This window comes from Erysipelothrix tonsillarum DSM 14972 (genome assembly GCF_000373785.1).
GTDB classification, from domain to species: domain Bacteria; phylum Bacillota_I; class Bacilli_A; order Erysipelotrichales; family Erysipelotrichaceae; genus Erysipelothrix; species Erysipelothrix tonsillarum.
In genome coordinates this window covers 25916-47697 of sequence record NZ_KB892379.1, presented here as the reverse complement: position 1 = coordinate 47697, position 21782 = coordinate 25916, and the positions used below count along the sequence as shown (strand labels likewise).

Below are 21782 nucleotides of genomic sequence, written 5' to 3'. Positions count from 1 at the left end.
TATATTCATAAGATTGTCACATAACTTCACATCAGTATTGACTCGTAAACAGTTCATAATAGAAGCCTTTTTGATTCATAAGATCTTCATGTTTACCTTGTTCTACCAATTTACCCGCTTTCATCACGAGAATTACGTCTGAATCCGTAACCGTTGAAAGCCTGTGGGCTACGAAGAAGGTCGTATGAGAACGCATAATTTTAGTGAAAATGTTTTGAATGTGACGCTCTGTCACCACATCGACACTGCTTGTCGCTTCATCCAATATAATGATCGGTGAATCGACCAAGAGTGCACGGGCGATGGTAATGAGTTGCTTCTGCCCAAGAGACATATTTTTCGAACCTAATTCTACCCATGAATCGTATCCATGGTCAAGCGATGAAATATAGCGATGACAGCCTGCTTGCTTAGCAGCTTCGATGATTTGGTCTTCTGATGCACTAGGATTACCATAAGCGATATTGTCGCGAATGGTTCCTTCAAATAACCATGGGTCTTGAAGTACAATTGACATCGTTTGTCGAACGCTAGAACGGGATATATCATCAATGTCAATATTATCGATACGAATCGAGCCTTTATCTACATCATAATAACGCATCAGTAAATTCAATAACGTTGATTTACCCGCACCTGTTGGACCTACAATTGCAACCTTACTGAGAGGGTCTATTTCCAAATTGAGCCCTTCGATCACGGGATGAACACCATCATAGGAAAAACTAATCTCATTAAATGTAATGGTTTCCCCTGCGAGTTTCTTTTGAACTGCGCTATTTCGCTCATCTGGATTTTTAAGCAGGGATTGAATTCGAGTATAACTTGCCTTTGCGGCAATTACTTGGGAAATAATTGCACTGAATTCATTAAATGGTTTGGAAAACATCATCGAGTAACTTAAGAAACTCGTCATCAAGCCGATAGATAAATTCCCATTCAAAACACCATATGCTCCGGTTAAGCCCAGAAGCACATATGAAATATTATTCATCACGCGCGTCGTAGGGTTTGTTAATGCAGACATAAACTGGGCTTTTTCTCCCACCGTGTTTAAAGCCTCATTAATTTCCTTGAATTCTTGAATCGCTTTCTCACTATAATTGCTCGATAGTAATAGGTGATAATTATCTACATATTCTGCTGTCTTACCACTCAATTGTCCTGCAAGTTCTTGCTGACGCGTGAAATATACAAGTGATTTTCGAGATATTGTTTTTGACGTGAAATAAACAACTGGAACCATCACAAACACAACAAGACTCATTAGCACATTTATATTCAACATATAGACAGTTGCAATGAGCACCACAAAAACACCGCCAAGCAGTTGTGTTAGAAAGAGATATAATCCGTCTATAACCAATTCACTGTCCATCACAAATAAGTTTTGAATGTCACCATGAGCTTTGCTATCCATAAATGAAATTGGCAAGGTTGTTAGTTTAAGCATCATCTCATTTCTAAGTGAGGATACAAAGTTTACCGATATACGGTTTGCAATCCGATTCGTAATCCATCCAAGGATAAAATTTACACTATACGCAGTCGCCGCAAATACTAACATCTTTAATACCTGCTCGATATCTACATTCTGGTATCCCACCATGCTATCAATTGCTTTACCGAGAAAATATGGTGTGATGACGAGGGCAAGACTTGAGATAAATCCAGTAATCGTACAAAGTAAGAGCATTAGCTTAAATTTCCTCATAGTTTCCCTCCTCTTGCAGTGCGTAAATTTTTTGGTATAAATTGCATGTTTTTAATAGTTTCTCATGGGTACCTTTTGCAATGATTGTTCCTTCATCAATTACAATAATTTGATCCGCATGCATAACCGAACTTGTTCTCTGACTAATGATAATTTTAGTCGCGCTCGCATAATGCCTGTCAAGATTTTCTCGAAGACGTTTGTCAGTTAGATAATCAAGTGCACTGAACGAATCATCAAAAATTATGAGACCCGGATCTTTGGCTAAAGCTCGAGCAATACTTAATCGCTGCCTTTGCCCCCCTGAGAGATTCGTTCCCCCTTCTTGAATTTTCACATCAAGACCTTTGTCTAATAATTCCTGTCCTTGTGCATGATTCAAGGCTGTCAAAACATCTCTTTCTTGTTCCATTTGAATATTATCTTTCATCGAAACACTTAGGAACGATGCTGTTTGTGACACATAACCAATGTGATCTCGAAGGGAAGTGACAGAATATGTTTCAATCGCTTCGCCATTGATTTTCAAAGATCCAGAAGTTATGTCATAAAGACGCGGTAAGAGTTTAACGAGACTGCTTTTACCACTTCCCGTTAAACCGATCACCCCTATCGTTTCACAGGGATTTATCACAAGATTAATATTTTGAAGCACCTTCCGATTTGTATTAGGATATGCAAAATCTACATCGCTAAATTCAATTTTCAAAGGTCCATTCGCTACGATTTGAGACCCGGAGACATCCATGCTTGATTCTAAATATAAAATTTCGTTAACACGTTTTTTCGAAGTGTAACCACGGGCAAAAATCATGACTAAGTTCATAAATACAATCAGAGTCATAACGAGTTGGGTGCAATAATTAATAACGGCCACCATTTGGCCCTGTGACATAGCCCCTTGATTGATTTGTAATGCTCCTGAATAGACTAAAACAACCAATACTATATTCATCAAAAATGATGTTAATGGACTCGACAGGGTTGTAATGAAACCAACACGTAATTGTTTTGTTTCCAATTCTTGATTTCGTTTTGAAAAAATCTTTTTCTCTCGATTGGTCTGAGAAAAAGCCCTCACTATACGTACACCACTGAGATACTCTTTTACTTTAAGACCTACTTTATCAAGGGTTTTTTGAGCAGTTAAATGATATACCATCGAAAAGCGCATAAATAAGATCACGACTACCAAAAATAGAGGTAACGCCATCAAGAGTTGTTTACCAAGGACCGGACTAAGGCTATAAAGTGCATAAAGGCTTCCTAGCATTATCATCGGTGCCCGAACTGCTAATCGAATCGTCTTCGCAATCATTTCTTGAATTTGATTCACATCCGTTGTAACACGAGTGGTTAACATGGAACTGGAAAAACGATCTGTTTCGGCTAACGATAGTGTGTTAATTTTTTCAAAAAGCGCTACACGAATTCGTCCTGCCACTTGTTGCGAAATCTGAGAAGCCAAATATTGGCATACAATTGACGACATGTAGCCAAGCACCGAAAAAAGAAGCATAATGCCACTTATTTTATAGACATCGTTTAAGTTTTGGTTTGTAATACCTTGGTCGATTAATTGAACCATTAGTAATGGCAACAACAATTCAAAAACTGCTTCGATGAATTTGAAAACGATGGCTGTTATCGATTTAAATTTATAACCTTTGAAGAATTCCATCATAACCCCCTATATTCACTTCTAATATTATACCTTATTATTCATTATCCTGAATATATTAAAAAAACTGAACCGTTCTTGGTATCCAAGGTTTCGGGTTCAGTTTATTTAATTTGTTTTTTACCAGCTTCCGCCGCCAGTGCCGCCGAATCCTCCACCAGAGAATCCACCGCCACCTCCGCCGCCGCCAAATGAGCCGCCGCCACCCGAAGAGGACGATGGTGCTGGTACCGAGACCATTGAGGAGTGTAACGTACCCATTGAACGACTGAGTGAGCTCCACATGTAATATGAGTTTAGATTTGAATGTGTTGAAATATACCAATCTGGCTGTTGAATGGCAATTGATTCAAATTTCTTAGACCAAACATCCGTAACACCAAGGACATACGCATAAGGTAGTATGTCATAAAAAATTTCAGGTGTTTCTTCTGCAAGTGCTTCGAGTCGATCCTGTTCCGCTACTTCAATAAAGCGTTTCAGTCCAAGAATCTGACCGTACCACTCCGCTCCAATTTTTGTTCTTCGTCCCATATTGGCTACACTAATAACGCTGATCAGATAGAAAATATAGGCAAGAAGCATTGGTACTGGATGTTTAATACCCCATCCGGTCGCTGCACTCAATGCAAGAGCTGCTAACCCACTGACAATGATAAAGAGCACTGTCATACTTTTAGGTTTTCGAGTTCCTGCCACGCCATCAAATGATGTTGCATAATAACCCAACGCGCCTAAAACCATGAACACGCCGTAGCCCATTACTCCAAAAATTAGTGCGTCATCTTCAATACCTAAGCGTGCATACGCAACAGAACCAAGAACAATTGCAATCCCTAATGGCGCAATCAACATACAAATTGCTTTGACAATCGACGAAGATTTCGCAAAAACGCGTTCCTCGCGATTTTTTTTGAATCTCAACGCTAATGAAGCTGTTGCATTGCTAACGACGCTTCCAAATTTCGTATTTAATTCTTTGGTTGTCACTTCATCACGGCCTTTAAAAAGTGCATTAAACACCCGCAATTCTTCGCGATTATGGACCGGTTCTAACTCGGCTATTTTCGTTAATTTAATATTCTTGCCATCATCATCAAGTTCTTCAATTGTAAGAAAACCTTTTGATGCCCAATAGATGATAAGTGAAACAATATCATTTGATTTTGAATAACCTCGGTAAACATATCCCGTTTCAGCACTCGACAAACTGTAGGGCGCACTAAATTCTACCGTTTCTACGATAGGATGTTCTCGTCCAAACTTAAGGAAGAGCAAGACCATAATCCCTGCAATTGCTCCAGCGATGGTTATCGTGACTGGAGTTACATCGAACAACGGAAATACAAAATAATCATGAGGTAGATCCAACCATACCGTAAGTGCTTCTCGGTAGAGCGGTTGATCAAATGAACCGGTAATTGTGTTTCCATTAATCTTATAATCAACAGGTAAATTATCATTTGTTGCATAAAAATGAGGTGTTGCGTCGAATGGTTTTGGCATGTGTATTGCAAATGAAGTTTTCATCATTGGAAATGCCCAAAACTCCGTTATAAGATTTTGATAAAGGAGATCGCCATTCGCTAACTCTAAATCGCGTGTATTAATAACATAAGAAAATTCGTACCGCTCTGCACCTTGCAGGTATTCCCCAGGAGTTCCGATTTTTAAGACAACACCGTCGCGATCATGATCAATGTCCACTTCTCGGTCCTTTACACGAATATCCGATGTTGGAAATACATAATCTTTAGGACCATCTCCAAAATCGTAATCTTCAAAGCGATTAGAAATCGTTACAAAAATTCCTTGACGCGGCTGATGAAAATAAGCATCCAAAACAATCTTTACATTAATACGACCATCTTCATGGACATCTAAATCAATATCAAACGATTCCCCTACCACTGGAAAACCGTAATCTTGATAATGATTTTGTATATCGGTGATTGAAGGTTTGGGTAAACTATTTTTATTATTACGTGTTTCTTCTGCCGATAAAGGAGTCATGAAAAGTGTTAAGGTTAACACTAATGTAAATAATAACTGTCTTATACGTTTCATATTAATTCCTCCTTTTTGAAAAAAAGGGAGTAACCTCCCTTAATTAGAACTGAACTTTAACGTTTTGTCGTTCAGACTCATTATCTACTTCATAAAGAGGTTTGCGTCCAAATCCAAACATATTTGCGAAGATATTCGTTGGGAAGGTTTCGCGTTTTGTATTATATTGACGTGTTACTCCATTATAGTATTTTCGTGATTGTGCAATTTCAGTTTCAATTGTTTTTAACTGACCTTGTAAATCCATAAAGTTTGTATTTGCTTTTAAGTCTGGGTAACTTTCTGTTAATGCGAATAGACGACCCATTGTTTTACTCAAATCTCCTTCAGCAGCTAATTGCGCTTCCATACCCTGAGCGTTTACAGCTTTGTTTCGAGCAGCGATTACATTTTCCAATGTTTCTTTTTCATGTCCTGCATAACCTTTAACCGTTTCAACAAGATTAGGAATCAAGTCATAACGTTTTTTCAAATAAACGTCCATGGTTGAAAATGATTCCTCTACCATATTACGAAGCTTAACTAATCCATTGTAAGCAGAAATCGCAAACACCGCAATCAGTGCAACGATTATTAATATTATTATCCAAATATTCATAATAAACACCTCCATGTGTTATCTAGATAGTACAACTAAACGAATGATAAGTCAATAATTGTACTGTTTCCTTAACATAGTTTAAATATCCATCTATTTATAGAAAACCTAACAAAAAGAAGCATTGCTGCTCCTTATTGTTTCATAGCTTTTTCAATATCGCGTTTAATACTGCGCTCTTTTTCAACTTGACGCTTATCAAAAAGATGTTTTCCTTTTGCAGTTGCGATTTCAAGTTTAGCACGCCCACGGGTTAGATGGAGATCCAAGGGTACAATCGTATAACCTTGGAGTTGTTGTGCTTTGATTAATTTATCAATTTCATGTTGATGTAAGAGCAATTTTCGTTCTCGCGTTTCATCATGATTAAATCGATTACCCTGTTCAAATTGTGCAATATGCATCCCTTTGATAAAAGCTTCTCCATTTACAATTGAAATAAACGCATCCTTTAATTGAACTTTACCTTGTCTGACCGATTTTATTTCAGTACCTGTTAAAACAATTCCCGCTTCATAGCGGTCTTCGATAAAATATTCATGAAATGCTTTACGATTTTTTGCGACGACGGTCATTAATTCTTCGCCCCTTTCGCTTATCATTTTTTCTTAAATCATCTGAACGTTTTTGGGGTTTTGCACCTTCCTTACGCTCATTCGGTTTTCCTCTTCGACTGAGTTTCTTTTGTCCAATAATTTCAAAATTAATAACATGTTCTATTTGATCTACAGAAACAAGTTTAACCTTTAATTTTTGTCCGATAGAATAGGTTCGGCCTGTTCGTTCACCGATCATTTTTTGAGAAGGACCATCAAAGGTATAGAAATCATCATTTAGATTTCTTACATGAATCAAGCCTTCAACTGTGTTGGGTAATTCCACAAAGATACCAAAATTACTAATACCACTGATGTATCCAACATACTCTTCGCCGATTTTCGTCGACATAAATTGTGCTTTTTTAATTTTTTCAACTTGTCGTTCAGCATCTAAGATCGAGCGTTCTTTTTTCGAAACATGTAAACCCGCATCAATTGTGAATTGCTCATCTTTCTCTAAGTGTGAGAAATCGTGCTTCACAGCGTAACGTTTAAGGCGTTGGTGTAATAATAAATCTGGATAACGTCGAATCGGTGATGTAAAGTGTGCATAGTTTTCTAGCGCCAGTCCAAAGTGTCCCAACGGTTCTTGACTATATTTTGCTTTCGTCATCGAACGCAACATTAAGCGTGAGACTACAGGGTACTCAGGTTTCCCTTCAAAGAATTTAAGGGCCTTTTGAATTTCTTTAGGCCGAATTGCTTCGAGGTTCCCGTGTAATCGATACCCTAAAATACGAAGTGTGTGGCTTAGTTCCTGCATCTTCTCGCGATCTGGTGCTTCATGAACACGATACAGAATCGGAATCGATTGATAACGACAATGTTGTGCGACTACTTCGTTAGCAATAACCATAAACGATTCAATCATTTCTTCCGCTTCACCACGTTCTCTTAGGAATATATCTAAAACATTTCCTTCGTGATCAATAACAAATTGACTTTCTGCACTATCAAATCCGATTTGGCCTGCTTGCGAACGTTTATATTGAAGTCGACGTGCACACTCTAGCATCATGTTCACCATATCCTGAACTTCAGCGAGGTCATTGGAAGTATTTACTTCTTTATAACTCATACGGCGTTTCGAACAAATTACCGATTCATAAACGTTATAATCGATGATTTCTCCAGAATAACTAATATCCATTTGACATGTCATCGTTAAACGATCAACATTCGGATGAAGTGAACAAATTCCATTTGAAAGTTCTTTCGGTAACATTGGAACAACGCGGTCAACCATATATACTGAAGAACTCCGCTCATATGCACTACGATCTAAAGCGGTTTGTGGTTGAACATAATGGCCAACATCAGCAATATGAACATAAAGACGGTATCCACCGTTTAATGCTTCCATATAGATTGCATCATCAAGATCTTTTGCATCTTCACCATCAATCGTAATAACATATTGGTCGCGGTGATCAATACGATTCTTCGTTTCTTCTTGATCTATTTCATCAGGAACGGCTTTTACTTCTTCTAATACTTCTTCATTAAATTCATGATCAATCCCATAAACGAAGAGGACACTTAAAACGTCCATCCCAGGTTCATCGGCTTGACCTAATACTGAAATAATATCTACATGAACCCGTTCCCCTACAGAAGTAATCCGTCCAATTGCACGGTCATTTTCTTGAAGTTCGTGATTACAAGCATCATATTCCACCTTAAATGTAATTTTAGTATCATAAGGAATAAAAAATAATTTTTTCCCATCCTTTTTCATTGTACCTAAAATAACATCGCGGTTACGCTTTATTGATTTGATTACAACACCAAATCGTTTTTCATTACTCTTAATTTCAAATAAAACATCATCCATGTCTAAGGCACCATGAAAATCATCACGACCTATATAGAATGAATCGTTAATGGTCTCCGCAAATGCGAATGACTCACGAACAACACGGAATGATCCAATAGCGTATTTAACGTTATCGACATAATAAAGATCCTCACCGTCAACAACCACTTCTTTGCTTTCTATCATTTCTTCAAGCACTTCATGAATTGCATTAACGCTCAGCTTCTTCTTTTCAACTACGCTCTCTATAAACGTATTCAATAATTCTTTTTCTTTTAACGACTCCAATTGAGTCTTCACTGCTTCATAATTTTTATATTTACTCATAAAATAAAAACCGCTTTAAGCGGTTTCTCCTATCCTTGTGTTTTCAGGATTAACAAAACAAGCACGAAGAATATAACTCCAGCACCCATTGTGAGATTGGAAATGACTTTCTCTGCCCCACGTTCTTTTGTGTTCGAGAATAAGTCTAATCCTTTTCCTCCGGAAAAGGCACCCGTAAATCCTTCTGATTTCCCACTTTGTAATAGAGATAAAACAATTATAACCGCAGATATGATTAGCAATAAAACTTTTAACATACTATCCAACCTTTTCTATCTTTTCTAGTCTAATTTTAACAAATTTCAATGCAAAATACAATTCATTCTTGCATACACCAAAAATACCTTATGCTATTTGAGCTTATAAGTCAATAAATCTGTTCCATTAACGACCTGCTATCACTTAAATATCACAGCTATCCTTATATATAACAAAACCAAGAGTTGATTTCCCCTCTTGGTTTTTAAATAAGTATCACGAATCGATAACCCCCACCCATTCACCACTAAATATCGTAAACAAACTCCAAGATATCTCGTGGTTGACACTTTAATTCTGTACAAATTGCATTCAATGTTGAGAATCGAATTGCTTTCACACGAGAATTTTTTAATTTCGAAAGGTTCACTTCGGATAGCCCTGTACGCTCCGACAATTCTTTAAGCGTCATTTTGCGATCTGCCATGACCCGATCTAGTCTCACAATTATCACTTCGTCACCCCTATCTTTCTTTTTTCATTATATCACATAATGATAATCACTCTATAAAGGTAATCTTGCCTTTATATTCTTATGTATTGCATTATAACCCAAAAACCAAGTAAATACATGAATGTTTCTTGAATTCATAACGTTTACCGTTAAATATTGTACGTTTCTGCTTGTGAAGTTGTGTACTAATCGTTTGTACTCCCCTTTCGTCTTGGCAATCATTCTTTCAAAATGTATGATAGATGTACAAGAATATTACGGGTAAAAGTCCGTAATATTTTCATCGGAGGAGGAACATTATGGAAGGTTTAGAACACTTAGAGACAATCACAATTTTAAAACGTGATAACCAGAAAATGAAATTTAATGGCGAAAAAATTGCAGTTGCAATTAAAAAGGGGTTTGATTCACTCGAGTCAAACAAGTATACAAATGACGATGCAAACCACGTTTATATGGAAGTCTTAAAACAAATTGAAGAAATCGCAATCAACGAAGATTATATTTCCATTGAGCATATTCAAGATTTAATTGAACGTGAATTACTCCGTCAGAATTATACTGATGTTTACGAATCGTTTTCTCAATACCGTAACCGTCGCAATGAATCACGAAAAATTTTCATTTCAAAACAACATAAATTTCTTAAAGCAATTGAGAAATTAAATCAAAAAGAAGCAGTCGATGAAGATTCAAAACGCGAAAATGCGAATGTCGACGGTAATAGTCCCATGGGAATGATGCTTCAATTTGGATCAACCGTTTCCAAAGAGTTTGCGAAAGCATATCAAATGAGTGAAGATTTCTATGAAGCACATGATGCAGGACAAATTCACATCCATGACATGGACTTTTTACCGATGGGTACCACAACCTGTAATCAAATCAACCTCGAACAGTTGTTTGAAAATGGTTTTTCAACCGGACACGGTCACTTACGGAAACCTAAAGATATTATATCGTATGCTGCTCTTGCAGCAATTGCCATTCAATCCAATCAAAACGATCAACATGGTGGACAAAGTATCCCTGCTTTTGATTATTATATGGCACCTGGAGTTCTTGCTACATTTAAGAAACAGTTCAAACAAAAACTGTATGACTTTTTAGAAATCACTGAACATCTTGCCGAAGTTGATTTCAATAAAGTAATCAAACATATCGATCAACTTCCTTCAATCACCGTAGATATCCGATCATTTGAAACGATTATGAAGAAAGATCCTACGTTAATGGCACTCGTAGACAAAGCTTATGATAAAGCCTTGAGAACTACCGATCGCATCACATTCCAAGCAATGGAAGCATTCATTCATAATTTAAATACAATGCATTCACGTGCTGGAGCGCAAGTTCCTTTCAGTTCAATTAACTTTGGTACTGATATCTCTCCCGAAGGTCGAATGGTTATGGAAAATTACCTTAAGGCACTCGATAAAGGTCTTGGAAAAGGTGAAACACCTATTTTTCCGATTTCGATTTTCAAAATTAAAGAAGGTGTCAACTACTATCCGGAAGATCCAAACTACGATCTCTTCAAGTTATCCATCAAAACGTCAGCAAAACGCCTTTTCCCTAACTTTTCATTTATAGATTCACCTTTTAATAAACAATATTATAAAGATGGACGCTATGAAACTGAAATTACTTATATGGGATGTCGTACTCGTGTAATGGGCGATATTACAGATCCTGAACACGAAGAAGTTACAGGACGTGGTAACTTAAGCTTTACATCTATTAACCTCGTAAGACTTGGGATTAAACACGGAATTTTAAATCATGATAAACCAGATTTTGATGGTTTTTATAAAGAACTCGAACATTTGATGGAATTGGTTAAAGATCAATTACTCGAACGTTTTGAAATTCAATGCAGTAAATCTGTTTCTAACTTTAAATTCTTACTCGGCCAAGGCGTTTGGAAGAATTCAAAAGATCTAAAACCTAAGGATAACTTACGAAAAGTTCTGAAACATGGTTCTCTTGCATTTGGTTTTATCGGTCTCGCTGAATGCCTTAAAGCCTTAACTGGTGAACATCACGGTGAGAGTGCTGAAGCACAAAAAATCGGACTCGAAATAGTTGGATTTATGCGTGACCTCGCAGATCGTTACACAGAGGAAGAACAGTTAAACTTCTCTCTCATCGCAACTCCTGCAGAAGGTTTGTCAGGTCGATTTGTGGGTATTGATCGCTCAATTTTCGGTTCAATTCCGGAAGTTACCGATCGAGACTACTACACGAACTCTTTCCATATTCCTGTTTACTATGATATTTCTATAAAAGATAAACTTGCTCTTGAAGCACCTTACCACGCCTTAACAAATGGTGGACACATCACATATGTTGAGCTTGATGGGGATACGACTCAAAACTTAGAAGCATTTGAAGAAGTAGTTCGAATGATGCACGATAACGAAATCGGTTATGGCGCTATCAATCACCCTGTCGATCGTGATCCTTCATGTGGATTTACTGGAATTATCAATGAAGAATGTCCAAGTTGTGGCCGTTTGGAAACAGAAGGCGATTATGGCTTTGAACGAATTCGACGCATTACCGGATATCTTGTTGGAACACTTGACCGCTTTAATGATGCGAAACGTTCTGAAGAGCATGACCGTGTAAAACACCGCTATGAAGATTAGACTCGCATCATTCATCTCGGATTCAATTGTTGACGGTGAAGGCATCCGTTCTGTTGTCTTTACTCAAGGATGCCCTCATAACTGTCCCGGTTGCCACAACCAGCGCTCTATCCCCTTTGAGGGCGGCGAGCTCATTGATGTCGATGATGTCATTCATCAAATTCTTCAAGCTGATTTGAAACGGGTCACCTTCTCAGGAGGTGAACCCTTCGTTCAAGCTGAACAACTTTATATAATTGCAAAACGGTTAAAGCAAGAAGGTTATAACTTATGGTCATACAGCGGCTATACATTCGAAGCATTGTTACGCCACCGCGATCCTTTCGTTCAAAAATTACTTTCTCAACTTGATATCCTCATTGATGGACGGTTCTTGATAAAGAAAAAAAACCTTGCTGCCTTATTCCGAGGTTCAACCAACCAACGTATTATCGATGTTCCCCAATCCCTTAAAATGGGTGAAGCGGTCATCGCTGAGAAATACCGTGACGAGTTTACGAATCAACCGGAACGTGTTCACGATATCTTTATATAAAAAAAGCACCTTAGCGAACTAAGGTGTCTTTTTTTAATATTAAGGGGAAAGAATTCTGTATGAATATTATTGTTGTTATTCATAAGGGGATATGAATATTTTGGAGAAGAGGTTCATACAGGTAAGATTTCTTCTTACAACTAGAGTATACAAAATAATTGTGTTATAGATACTCTAAAACTATGTTAGATTATGTTATCGTTCTGTATAACGATAACGTAACGCGTTCAATTTTTCTTCATCCAATCCGTACTCAGCTTCAAAATACGCATCGTATGATCCATACTTTTCAATGATGGCTGCAAATGCACTTTTTAAATAACCAGGTTTTATAATTAAGCCAGGCACTTTATATAATAACATTTCCACTGTTCTACCAGCCTTGAGACGACGTACTTCGTTCTCAAAAATTGCATCATACGCTTCCATGGAGAGCATATAATCATAAACGATCGCATCTTCATGCATACCTAATGCTAATTGAATAAGCGCAGTGGCGACACCGGTTCGGTCTTTTCCAGCCGTACAATTATGCAAATAAGGAACAGCGTTATCTTCTTGGAGAACTTCAAATACATTACGATAGGCAGGGTTTTCAAAAGGTAATTTTTGATAAAAATCAATCATGCTCTCTGATGATAAAACAGTATAAGGCACACTTGGATCTTCCTCAAATCCGCCAAGATGTAATGATGCGGAAATATTATGAACATGCTTCGCAAGTCCTTCCTTACGCTCATCTTTATCCAGTTCAGTTGGTTCTCTAAAATCATGTAAGTTTTGGATGTTCAGAGATTGAATGTAAGCACGATCGGCTTCAGTTAAATCACGATACGATCCGGAACGATAAAAAATTCCTTTTTTTACTTTGCGTCCATCTTTTGTAGGATAGCCACCAAAATCTCTAAAATTTATTAATTCACTCATAATATTTCCTCCATTATTGCATTGTATCATAATCACGTTTTAACGTAAAATTAACAAATGCTTCATCGTATTATAACGATTATACACTATATTAAGTTCAAGAGCACATGCTCATAGGATAAGATTATCTCCATGATTTTATCCTATCCCAGCTTAGACCACTGGGTTAGAGGCACATCACTGTGCCTTTTACTTTAGATTTCCACCCATAGTATGATATCGTTAAGATACAGGAGGTGCTTTATGAGAAATCCAAATACCCGTGAATTTAGAACTATTTTTGTTGCAGGGGGATGCTTTTGGGGAGTAGAAGAATACTACAAACGCTTGAAAGGTATCACCGATACGGTAGTGGGTTACGCCAATAGCAATCAAGAAAACATAACCTATCATGATGTATGTTCTGGAGATACACAGGCTGTGGAAGCAGTGATGCTTCAGTATAACCACGCATCTATATCTCTAGCTGATATCGTGGATCATCTGTTTAGAATTATCGATCCGACTCTTTTAAACCAGCAAGGGAATGATGTAGGAACGCAATATCGTACTGGTATTTACTACACCCATCCTCAAGATCAAGAAGAGCTGGAAGCACTTATGAGTCATTACCAAACACAATATAATAAACCGATTCAAGTTGAACTCTTGCCTCTTGAAAACTTTACTCCCGCAGAGGATGAACATCAAGATTACCTTGAAATGAATCCAGGCGGTTATTGTCATATTGACTTTTCACAAGCCAGACCGGAAGAGTTAAAGTAAAAAGAACGTTTTATTAAACGTTCTTTTTATCTTAATTTGTGGATGTTTAAGATATTTTTCACATACTTCTCGGTTTCATGAAAAACAGTACTCGTTTCAAGTCATAATATGACGTTCTCATAACATTTAGTATCACACTGCCAGATAAGGTACTATATAATAGGTACGTGAATTAGATTTATGATTTAATTCAGAATTAAGATATCTTTGGTAGGATAATTAATTCTAATACTCATAATGTTTAATCTTATCTAAGTTATCGATTAAACACAATAATCCTTTTTCAACAGGGATCCTAATCGAGACAATTGTGCCTTGTTCTTGATTAGATAAAACATGACCCATTCCCTTCTCAATACAAATCGAATGGAATCATAATTGGAACACTCTAATGAGTGTTTTTTTGTATCCAAACATCAAAAAACCACCCGATTGGGTGGTTTTATATATTATTTTCCGAGTAACTTAAACATGTTTTTCTTGTAAACCTCAACACCTGGTTGGTCGAATGGATTCACATCCAACATGTAGACAGACATTGCAAGTGCTTTAAAGAAAAAGTACATTGCATAGCCTAAACTTTCTTCAGTTGCTTCATCGATATGGATTAGCACATTTGGAACTTTCCCTGTAACTTCATGAGCTTCTAAAGTTCCTTCAAACGCTTTTTCATTGATCCAGTGAAGACTCTTACCTGCGAGATAATTCATTTGGTCCAAATCATCCGCTTCAGTTGGTACAACCATATCCTCAATCGGTTTATCAACGAGCACTACTGTTTCAAAGAGAACTTTATTTCCATCTTGCACAAATTGCCCCATTGAATGAAGGTCGGTTGAGAAATTAACACTTGCTGGCAGTAAGCCTTTCCCATCTTTCCCTTCTGATTCACCAAAGAGTTGTTTCCACCATTCTGCTAAGAACACAAGGTGAGATTCATAACTCACAAACATTTCTACGGTCTTGCCTTGTTTTTCAAGCATGCGACGAACGACTGCATAAACATAAGCTGGATTTGATGATAAATCCGCATTGTTTAATTCAAACGTTGCTTTTTTTACACCCGCCATAAATTTATCAATATCAAGTCCCGCCGCAGCCATTGGCAACAGTCCTACAGGCGTGATGACTGAGAAACGTCCACCGATATCATCTGGAATTACGAAGGATTCATAACCTTTCGCATCTGCTTGTGGTTTTAATAATCCACGTTCTTTATCGGTTGTAGCATAAATTCGTTTTGCGGCTTCATCACCATATTTCTCTTCCATAAATTGGCGAATCATTCTAAACGCTAATGCTGTTTCTGTTGTAGTACCGGATTTTGAAATAACATTACATGCAACTTCTTTATCTTTAATATAGTCTAAAATTCGAACGACCGAAGTTGATGAGAATGTATTCCCCACATAAATAATCTCTAAATCATTTTTAGGGAAGGGCCCTTGAATCATTTCAATTGCGGCACGACTTCCTAAATAAGAACCACCAATTCCACAAACAAGTAAAACGTCAGCCTGATCTTGAATTCGTTTTGCACATTCCTTAATGCGTGCAAACTCTTCAACATCATAGCGTTCTGCCCAATCAAGCCAACCTAAGTAATCATTGCCTTTACCACTTTTTGAATGAATCATATCATGAATACGACTCACTTCGTCTTGATAGCTTAATACATCTTCTTCTAATAAAGCATGTTTTAAATCTACTCTAATCATTGGATTCTCCTTTTCCGATAACCACTGAGGCATCATATCCGCAAGGGTTTCAAAGCCAATATCATCATTTGGGACTAAAGGTCTCTTATGATCTTTTGACTGACGATCTTTACGTGATGAGTAATTCAATGCTTTCAACGAGAGTCGCAATTGATGCGGTCCTTCACTCACATCAATTATTTTCGCAATGATACGCTCGCCTTGACTTACAAATTGGCGAATATCACGCACAAAATCATCTGAAATCTCAGATATGTGAATTAATCCAGTTGTATTTTCATCGATTGAAACAAAGGCTCCATAAGGTTGAATTCCTGTAATGGTCCCCTCGACAATCTGTCCGTTCATATACATTCTTTTCATAAATCTCTACCTCAATAACACTGTTATTATAACACAGTATCTAATGTATGATATAATAACTTCCGAAGAGGTGAGCACATGAGCGATAATTTTTATCCCATTGTTTCTGCACTCGTTGCAAATATTTTAGCTCAAGTTCTTAAACCGTTTTTTTACTATTTAAAGACCGGTGAAAAGAATTTAGGCATGATTTTTGAGAGTGGTGGCTTTCCAAGTTCACATACAGCACTCGTTATTGGTTTAACGCTTGCGCTTGGCTACCAATCCGGCTTTTCTTCGCAATATTTCTTTATCTCACTGGTATTCTCTTTGACCGTGATTTATGATGCTGCGAATGTTCGTTACTATGCTGGACAGAATATAAAAATAACTAAACAATTAATTCAAGATATCGAAATTTTAACACAAACAACATTAGAAAATCCTATTTATCGACAAAAAATTAAAGAAGTGCTTGGACATAAATGGGTTGAAGTCATCGGTGGCTTCTTATTAGGCTTTATTACAGCCTCTTTACTTTACTTTATGAGGGTACCATCATGACACTTGAAGAACGCATTATACAATCACTCGATAAAATACGACCTTATATCCAACGCGACGGTGGTGATATGGAATTTGTCAGTGTTGATGACGAAGGTGTTGTAACCGTTAAACTCCTTGGTGCTTGCATTGGTTGTGGATTAATCGACTATACACTAAAGGGTGGCGTCGAGGCCTTACTCATGGATGAAATCCCTGAGGTAACAGGCGTTATTGCACAAGATTATTTTGAATGAGAACCTTGGTTCTCATTTTTTTTGCTCTTTTAATAACAATGCCCAATAAAATCACTTTGCAATCCTTTTCCTGAGACTATGCCCATCAAACTAAAAAAAGACTAGGGGTTCCCCTAGTCTTCTTCTGAAAATTGACTATTATATAATGTAGCATAGAAGCCATTTCGAGCTAATAATTCATCATGACTTCCTTTTTCCACAATATCACCTTTATCCATAACGAGAATTAAATCAGCATTTTTAATGGTTGATAGACGGTGTGCAATAATAAAACTTGTACGGCCTTCCATTAAAACGTCGAGTGCTTTTTGAATCAGTACTTCCGTACGTGTATCTACGGAACTCGTTGCTTCGTCAAGGATGAGTATTTTAGGATCTGCAAGGATTGCACGCGCAATCGTAAGAAGTTGTTTTTGTCCTTGAGAGATATTTGTTGTTTCTTCATTCAGAATCGTTTGATATCCTTCTGGAAGTGTTCGTACAAAATAATCCACTTGGGCTTTCATTGCAGCTTCATGAACTTCATCATCCGATGCGTCCAGTTTTCCGTACCGAATATTCTCTTGTATCGTATCACTATACAACCATGTATCTTGTAGAACCATACCAATCAAGTCACGTAAATCGTCTCGTTTCACATCACGAATATCATAATCATCGATCTTAATTGCTCCTGATGTAACATCGTAGAAACGCATTAACAACTTAACAATTGTGGTTTTTCCAGCACCGGTCGGACCTACGATTGCGATTTTTTGACCGGGTTTAACGTCAGCACTGAAGTTATTAATAATTGTCACATCGGGATCATATCCAAAATTAACGTTTTCAAAGGATACATGCCCTTCAATGGCTTCCACATCAATCACAGCATTAGAATCTTCTACTTCTTCAGGTTCTTCAAGATATTTAAAGACCCGTTCCGCAGCAGCGAGTGATTGTTGGAATGTTGACGATAAGTTACCTAATTGAGCAATTGGGTTCATAAAACTTCTCATATATTGAATGAACGATTGAATATCCCCAACACTAATGATACCGTTTGAGGCAAAGTAACCACCTAGAATACTTACAACCACATATCCAAAGTTTCCTACGAAGTTCATAATTGGATGAACCATTCCGGAAAAGAAATTACTCTTCCAAGCTGCATTATAGAGATTATCATTATGTGCATCAAATTCTTCAATTGAGCGTGCCTCACCATTGTAGGCCTTGACAACAACGTGACTGCCGTACATTTCTTCAATATGTCCATTAAGTGATCCTAGATATTTTTGTTGATTTCTAAAAAACACTTGTGACTTAGACATAATAAAGAAAATCATTCCAAAAGAAATTGGTAAGACAAGTAAGGCTGCTAAGGTCATTTGCCAGTTAATGGAGAACATCATATATAGAATCCCAATAATTGTTGTGATAGATGTAATGACTTGCGTAATGCTGCTTGTTAAGTTTTGGTCGATCACGTCAATGTCATTTGTTACAAGAGAAAGCACTTCTCCTGTTGTTGTCCCATCAAAATATTTTAGCGGTAGCCGTTCGATTTTCTCATGCATACGTTTTCGTAGGTTATATGTTAAATCTCGAGATACTTTGGCCATAATCCAACCTTGGATATAACTGAATACTAAACTTGCAACATAGATTCCAAGAAGCCATAAGACAATGCTTTTGATTTTGTCAAAATCAACCGAACCAATACCCTGTACTTTTGCGACCAACCCTTCAAATAGAACGGTAGTAGCTTGCCCCATGACCTTCGGACCGATGATGGTAAACACAGTTGATAGGAGTGCAAAGAGAATCACGACAATCATCTTCATACGGTAAGGCTTGATTAATGCTATCATTTTTTTAAGAACTTCTTTTGAGTTTTCTGGTTTCGAAGGTTTTACTGAAGCGTTATTTTGTTTCATAATTTAATTCCTCCTCCGATAATTGAGATGAAGCAATCTCGTAGTAAGTTGGACATGTCTTGAGTAACTCAGCATGGGTTCCTTTTCCTACAATACGTCCTTCATCAAGCACAATAATTTGTTCAGCATCAATAATTGTATTAACACGTTGAGCAACTATGAGTAATGTCGCATGACCTAAGTTGTCATGAATTGATTTACGAAGCAGTTGGTCAGTTTTAAAATCAAGAGCTGAAAAGCTATCATCGAAGATAAATATTGAAGCGTCTTTTACAAGTGCACGTGCGATGCTTAACCGTTGTTTTTGACCCCCGGAAACATTCGTACCACCTTGTGCAATTTCATAATTCAAGCCATCTTTTTTATCCAAGATAAAGTTAGCTTGTGATATTTCAAGTGCCTTAATGACTTCTTCATCGGTAGCATCTTCTTTACCATAAACAAGGTTCGACTTCGCTGTACCTGTGAGCAATACACCTTTTTGAGGTACATACCCAATATCTTCACGTAAATCATGGGTTGATACTGTCTTAACATCAACACCATTCACTTTAACAGTTCCTGAAGTTACATCATAAAAACGCGGTACTAAGTTAATCAACGTTGATTTTCCTGAACCCGTTGAACCAATAAAGGCTGTTGTTTCACCAGGTTTCGCTGTAAAGTTAATGTCTTGTAACACATACTCATCTGCATCACCATATTTAAAATTAACATGTTCAAATTCAACAAGACCACGTTTATCCGAAATAAAATGTTCAGGTTCTGTTGGTTCATGAATCGTGTTTTCTGTATTTAATAATTCATTGATACGGTTTAATGACACGACAGCACGTGGAATAAAAATAAACATCATCGCAATCATTAAGAATGACATAATAATTTGCATTGAGTACTGCATAAATGCCATCATATCTCCAATTTGGAGAATTCCTTCTGAAATTTGTTGTGAACCAAACCAAATAATTGCAAGCATGGTAGCATTCATAATAAAGTTCATGAGTGGCATCATCAACGACATCACTCGGTTAATAAAGAGCGCAAGATTTGCTCTTTCAGAGTTTGCTTTGTCAAATCGGTTATTTTCAAAATCTTTGTTTCCAAAAGCACGAATTACCATAACACCACTTAAATTTTCTCTGAATACGAGGTTTAAACGATCCACAAATTTTTGCATAATTTTAAACTTAGGAACAGCTACAAAATATATCACAACGAGAAGTGCAAGCAAAACCGCACAAGTTACAACGATGATCCACGTCATGGAAGTATCTCTTTGAGAAATCATAATAATTCCACCAATTGCCATAATCGGTGCATAAAAGAGCATTCGAATTCCCATCGTAATCATTTGTTGGACTTGACTTACGTCATTGACGGTTCGAACCACCATCGATGATGATGAGAATTTATCAAATTCCTCTGCAGAAAAGCTTTGTACTTTTTCAAATATTTCTTTTCGTAAGTTCTTGGAGAAGCCAGAACCAATTTTTGCGGATACGTAGGCAACTGCTATCGTTGCAATCATACCGATTACGGTGATACCAATCATACCACCACCTTTTTTGAGGATATATTGGTTTTGCATACTTGGCATATCTTTTCCAAGTTCTTCATAAAACATCTTAGCGAAAACAACACCCGTTTGGAGTTTAAGACTATCTTCCATTTCTGCCGCTTTGTTATATGCGGTAGCCTTGATGGTTGGATCCATATATTCAAACATTGGTGTGAGTGCGTACATCTGTTTAATATCAAAATCTTCAGTTATTTTCCCACTCATTGCAGGCATTCCAGAATCTGTACTTTCTCCCAAATTCATTAAAGTCCAAACACTCTCACCAACAAGAATGTCGGCAGCTTCTCGATCAATACCTTTTTTGATTACGTAATGATCACCACTTAGTTCATAAGCAGATGCAAATGATTGACCTTGTTCTTGTGGCAAAATCGCTACAATTAGGTCATGCCCGTCTTTACTTATTTCATCAGGACTTGCATGCTCCACACCACTTTGTTGGATACCAACATTAACAATATGTGACATATAATTTGGCAACTTCAAATCCGCGAAAGCTTGGACAAACAAGAACGCAATTGAAATGAGTATTGCACCTAAGAACGGTTTTAAACTTTTTAGGACTCGTTTCATATACTAACCTCTTTCTTATCTATGCATATCTTAGCACATCGATGTTTAGGTAATTATTTTTAGCCCTAACATCATAGATGTTTCAAAAATATTACATACTAATTATTCATTAATTAAGATAATGAACAACGTTCATTTATTAGTATAAGCCTATTTATTTTAATGTGCAATACATTCACCTAAAAAATGTACAAAAATTATTACAATTATTTTTTAGTGCTGTGAGTATAAAAAAATAGGCGGTAATTCCGCCTATTTTAAACTTCCATTTTTATTAAATGTGTATTTTTTTCCATCAATGGTTTTACTTCCGGTGATCATCGATCCGGACTTTTCAAGGTAGTACCACTTACCCGATACTTTCTTCCAGCCTGTTGCCATTGCACCCGATGGTTCAAGGTAGTACCATTTACCCGATACTTTCTTCCAACCTGTTGCCATTGCTCCGGATTGTTCGAG

Annotated in this window: 17 protein-coding genes and 2 pseudogenes; 5 read left to right on the top strand and 14 right to left on the bottom strand. The window is 37.1% G+C overall.

From position 1 onward, the window contains the following. Nucleotides 1-31: 31 nt before the first annotated feature. The 8 genes from B096_RS0105910 to B096_RS0105875 all read right to left on the bottom strand — a co-directional run bounded on the left by B096_RS0105910 (nt 32) and on the right by B096_RS0105875 (nt 9514). On the bottom strand, nt 32-1714 hold the full coding sequence (locus tag B096_RS0105910; RefSeq protein ID WP_018579836.1) for an ABC transporter ATP-binding protein: 1683 nt from the start codon (nt 1712-1714) through the stop codon (nt 32-34). Continuing rightward, nucleotides 1701-3395 (bottom strand): ABC transporter ATP-binding protein, encoded by a 1695-nt coding sequence (locus B096_RS0105905; RefSeq protein ID WP_018579835.1) that lies wholly within the window; start codon nt 3393-3395, stop codon nt 1701-1703. Before B096_RS0105905 ends, B096_RS0105910 begins: the two co-directional genes overlap by 14 nt. A gap of 120 nt (nt 3396-3515) precedes the next feature. After that, nucleotides 3516-5462 (bottom strand): DUF2207 domain-containing protein, encoded by a 1947-nt coding sequence (locus B096_RS0105900; protein WP_018579834.1) that lies wholly within the window; start codon nt 5460-5462, stop codon nt 3516-3518. 43 nt (nt 5463-5505) lie between these two features. Next, on the bottom strand, nt 5506-6060 hold the full coding sequence (locus tag B096_RS0105895) for a LemA family protein (protein ID WP_018579833.1): 555 nt from the start codon (nt 6058-6060) through the stop codon (nt 5506-5508). Between the two features lie 134 nt (nt 6061-6194). Continuing rightward, nucleotides 6195-6635, bottom strand: a complete 441-nt coding sequence (smpB, locus tag B096_RS0105890) for an SsrA-binding protein SmpB (RefSeq protein WP_018579832.1) — start codon at nt 6633-6635, stop codon at nt 6195-6197. After that, nucleotides 6610-8802, bottom strand: a complete 2193-nt coding sequence (rnr, locus tag B096_RS0105885) for a ribonuclease R (RefSeq protein WP_018579831.1) — start codon at nt 8800-8802, stop codon at nt 6610-6612. Before rnr ends, smpB begins: the two co-directional genes overlap by 26 nt. A gap of 29 nt (nt 8803-8831) precedes the next feature. Then, entirely contained in the window at nt 8832-9059 is a 228-nt protein-coding gene (gene secG / locus B096_RS0105880; protein WP_018579830.1) for a preprotein translocase subunit SecG, read from the bottom strand. 248 nt (nt 9060-9307) lie between these two features. Then, the gene (locus tag B096_RS0105875; protein WP_013852454.1) at nt 9308-9514 is read right to left on the bottom strand and encodes a helix-turn-helix domain-containing protein; all 207 of its coding nucleotides are present in this window, start codon (nt 9512-9514) and stop codon (nt 9308-9310) included. A 299-nt stretch (nt 9515-9813) separates the two neighbouring features. On the opposite strand from B096_RS0105875, the gene B096_RS0105870 reads away from it, so the two are divergent. Together B096_RS0105870 and nrdG are read left to right on the top strand one after the other, a co-directional pair. Next, nucleotides 9814-12165, top strand: a complete 2352-nt coding sequence (locus B096_RS0105870) for an anaerobic ribonucleoside triphosphate reductase (protein ID WP_018579829.1) — start codon at nt 9814-9816, stop codon at nt 12163-12165. After that, nucleotides 12155-12700 (top strand): anaerobic ribonucleoside-triphosphate reductase activating protein, encoded by a 546-nt coding sequence (gene nrdG, locus B096_RS0105865; RefSeq protein WP_018579828.1) that lies wholly within the window; start codon nt 12155-12157, stop codon nt 12698-12700. Before B096_RS0105870 ends, nrdG begins: the two co-directional genes overlap by 11 nt. Nucleotides 12701-12895: 195 nt before the next feature. Here the strand turns inward: nrdG and B096_RS0105860 are convergent, their stop codons facing one another. Further along, complete coding sequence (locus tag B096_RS0105860) at nt 12896-13627, bottom strand: tyrosine-protein phosphatase (RefSeq protein ID WP_018579827.1); 732 nt, start codon at nt 13625-13627, stop codon at nt 12896-12898. A 243-nt stretch (nt 13628-13870) separates the two neighbouring features. On the opposite strand from B096_RS0105860, the gene msrA reads away from it, so the two are divergent. After that, on the top strand, nt 13871-14392 hold the full coding sequence (msrA, locus tag B096_RS0105855) for a peptide-methionine (S)-S-oxide reductase MsrA (protein WP_018579826.1): 522 nt from the start codon (nt 13871-13873) through the stop codon (nt 14390-14392). A 449-nt stretch (nt 14393-14841) separates the two neighbouring features. Here the strand turns inward: msrA and B096_RS0105845 are convergent, their stop codons facing one another. Further along, nucleotides 14842-16110: a glucose-6-phosphate isomerase gene (locus tag B096_RS0105845; RefSeq protein WP_026254128.1), complete on the bottom strand. Its 1269-nt coding sequence runs from the start codon at nt 16108-16110 to the stop codon at nt 14842-14844. Nucleotides 16111-16134: 24 nt separating this feature from the next. Then, nucleotides 16135-16458, bottom strand: a pseudogene (locus B096_RS10185) (S1 RNA-binding domain-containing protein); the annotation flags it as partial. 93 nt (nt 16459-16551) lie between these two features. On the opposite strand from B096_RS10185, the gene B096_RS0105840 reads away from it, so the two are divergent. After that, complete coding sequence (locus B096_RS0105840; protein WP_018579823.1) at nt 16552-17016, top strand: divergent PAP2 family protein; 465 nt, start codon at nt 16552-16554, stop codon at nt 17014-17016. Then, on the top strand, nt 17013-17252 hold the full coding sequence (locus B096_RS0105835) for a NifU family protein (RefSeq protein WP_018579822.1): 240 nt from the start codon (nt 17013-17015) through the stop codon (nt 17250-17252). Before B096_RS0105840 ends, B096_RS0105835 begins: the two co-directional genes overlap by 4 nt. A 113-nt stretch (nt 17253-17365) precedes the next feature. On the opposite strand, the gene B096_RS0105830 is transcribed toward B096_RS0105835, so the two are convergent. The 3 genes and pseudogenes from B096_RS0105830 to B096_RS0105820 all read right to left on the bottom strand — a co-directional run. Next, nucleotides 17366-19171: an ABC transporter ATP-binding protein gene (locus tag B096_RS0105830; RefSeq protein ID WP_018579821.1), complete on the bottom strand. Its 1806-nt coding sequence runs from the start codon at nt 19169-19171 to the stop codon at nt 17366-17368. Then, complete coding sequence (locus B096_RS0105825; protein ID WP_018579820.1) at nt 19158-21323, bottom strand: ABC transporter ATP-binding protein; 2166 nt, start codon at nt 21321-21323, stop codon at nt 19158-19160. Before B096_RS0105825 ends, B096_RS0105830 begins: the two co-directional genes overlap by 14 nt. 252 nt (nt 21324-21575) lie before the next feature. Next, nucleotides 21576-21782 (bottom strand): annotated as a pseudogene (locus B096_RS0105820) (surface protective antigen adhesin SpaA); the annotation flags it as partial.

Excerpts from the sequence above, each read along its gene's own strand:
- B096_RS0105910 (WP_018579836.1), bottom strand. The coding sequence starts at position 1,714 with ATGAGGAAATTTAAGCTAATGCTCTTACTTTGTACGATTACTGGATTT.
- B096_RS0105905 (WP_018579835.1), bottom strand. The coding sequence starts at position 3,395 with ATGGAATTCTTCAAAGGTTATAAATTTAAATCGATAACAGCCATCGTT.
- B096_RS0105900 (WP_018579834.1), bottom strand. The coding sequence starts at position 5,462 with ATGAAACGTATAAGACAGTTATTATTTACATTAGTGTTAACCTTAACA.
- B096_RS0105895 (WP_018579833.1), bottom strand. The coding sequence starts at position 6,060 with ATGAATATTTGGATAATAATATTAATAATCGTTGCACTGATTGCGGTG.
- smpB (WP_018579832.1), bottom strand. The coding sequence starts at position 6,635 with ATGACCGTCGTCGCAAAAAATCGTAAAGCATTTCATGAATATTTTATC.
- rnr (WP_018579831.1), bottom strand. The coding sequence starts at position 8,802 with ATGAGTAAATATAAAAATTATGAAGCAGTGAAGACTCAATTGGAGTCG.
- secG (WP_018579830.1), bottom strand. The coding sequence starts at position 9,059 with ATGTTAAAAGTTTTATTGCTAATCATATCTGCGGTTATAATTGTTTTA.
- B096_RS0105870 (WP_018579829.1), top strand. The coding sequence starts at position 9,814 with ATGGAAGGTTTAGAACACTTAGAGACAATCACAATTTTAAAACGTGAT.
- nrdG (WP_018579828.1), top strand. The coding sequence starts at position 12,155 with ATGAAGATTAGACTCGCATCATTCATCTCGGATTCAATTGTTGACGGT.
- B096_RS0105860 (WP_018579827.1), bottom strand. The coding sequence starts at position 13,627 with ATGAGTGAATTAATAAATTTTAGAGATTTTGGTGGCTATCCTACAAAA.
- msrA (WP_018579826.1), top strand. The coding sequence starts at position 13,871 with ATGAGAAATCCAAATACCCGTGAATTTAGAACTATTTTTGTTGCAGGG.
- B096_RS0105845 (WP_026254128.1), bottom strand. The coding sequence starts at position 16,110 with ATGATTAGAGTAGATTTAAAACATGCTTTATTAGAAGAAGATGTATTA.
- B096_RS0105840 (WP_018579823.1), top strand. The coding sequence starts at position 16,552 with ATGAGCGATAATTTTTATCCCATTGTTTCTGCACTCGTTGCAAATATT.
- B096_RS0105835 (WP_018579822.1), top strand. The coding sequence starts at position 17,013 with ATGACACTTGAAGAACGCATTATACAATCACTCGATAAAATACGACCT.
- B096_RS0105830 (WP_018579821.1), bottom strand. The coding sequence starts at position 19,171 with ATGAAACAAAATAACGCTTCAGTAAAACCTTCGAAACCAGAAAACTCA.
- B096_RS0105825 (WP_018579820.1), bottom strand. The coding sequence starts at position 21,323 with ATGAAACGAGTCCTAAAAAGTTTAAAACCGTTCTTAGGTGCAATACTC.